1 protein-coding gene is annotated in these 1,049 nt (G+C 62.9%); it reads left to right on the top strand.

From position 1 onward, the window contains the following. Positions 1–91: 91 nt before the first annotated feature. Positions 92–1,034 (top strand): IS630 family transposase gene (locus tag PV773_RS25120; RefSeq protein ID WP_347968987.1). Its coding sequence is split into 2 segments (ribosomal slippage): positions 92–427 and positions 429–1,034, totalling 942 coding nucleotides; the frame shifts between segments, so codons are not numbered across the junction. Positions 1,035–1,049: the final 15 nt, after the last annotated feature.

Here is a 1,049-nt window from a genome sequence, read left to right as displayed (position 1 = left end):
TAGAGCGGATTTCTGATTGATTGAATCATTTGGGATTCCTGTTTTGAGCAGATTGTGATTCAAGATGCTGGCTGGGTGGAGGCCAGCATCTATGCCCAAGCCTTATTCGGACGACCTTCGTGAGCGTGTTGCAGCGTCGGTTTCGAGCGGTCGCAGTTGTCGAGAGACGGCGGTGCTGTTTGGCGTGAGCGTAGCCAGCGTCGTGAAGTGGTCGCAACGGCAACGGGCGAGCGGCAGCGCCGCGGCGCGCCGGATGGGCCGGCCTTCGGGGCGGGCGCTGGATGGTCATCGGGAGTGGTTGCTGGACCGGGCCGTCTCGGGTTCTGCGGTGAGCCTGCGCAGCCTGGCGGCCGATCTTGCCGAGCGCGGCGTGGCGGCCTCTCCGGTCTCGATCTGGCGTGTGTTGCGGGCGGCGGGCTTCAGCTTCAAAAAAAACGCTGTTCGCCAGCGAGCAGGACAGGCCGGCCATCGCGAGGCGGCGAGCGCAGTGGCGGAAGTATCAGGGCCGGCTCGATCCGCGCCGTCTGGTCTTCATCGATGAGACCTGGGCAAAGACCAACATGGTGCCCTTGCGCGGATGGGGGCCGCGTGGCCAGCGGCTGATCGCCAAGGCTCCGCACGGCAAATGGCGCACGCTCACCTTCCTGGCTGCATTGCGCCATGACCGCATCGATGCACCTTGTGTCATCGATGGCCCCATCAACGGCGTCAGCTTCGCAGCCTGGGTGGAGCAGTTCCTCGCTCCCACCCTTCAGCCCGGCGACGTTGTGGTGATGGACAACCTCGGCTCCCATAAAGGGCCGGCGATACGGCGAACGATCAGGGCCGCCGGCGCCAAGCTCTTCTACCTGCCGCCATACAGCCCCGACCTGAACCCCATCGAGCAGGTCTTCGCCAAGCTCAAGCATCTCATGCGAAGGGCGGCAGAGCGAACCGTCGAGACAACATGGCGAAGGATCGGCACCCTCCTCGACAACTTCACACCAACCGAATGCGCAAACTACATCCGCAATGCCGGATACGCTTCAAACTAAATGAAACTGACTCTA

Origin of the sequence: Mesorhizobium sp. CC13, assembly GCF_039907765.1 — a bacterium.
GTDB lineage: Bacteria > Pseudomonadota > Alphaproteobacteria > Rhizobiales > Rhizobiaceae > Aminobacter.
The sequence above is the reverse complement of the archived record's forward strand: the minus strand, read 5'-3'. Positions and strand labels throughout refer to the sequence as shown.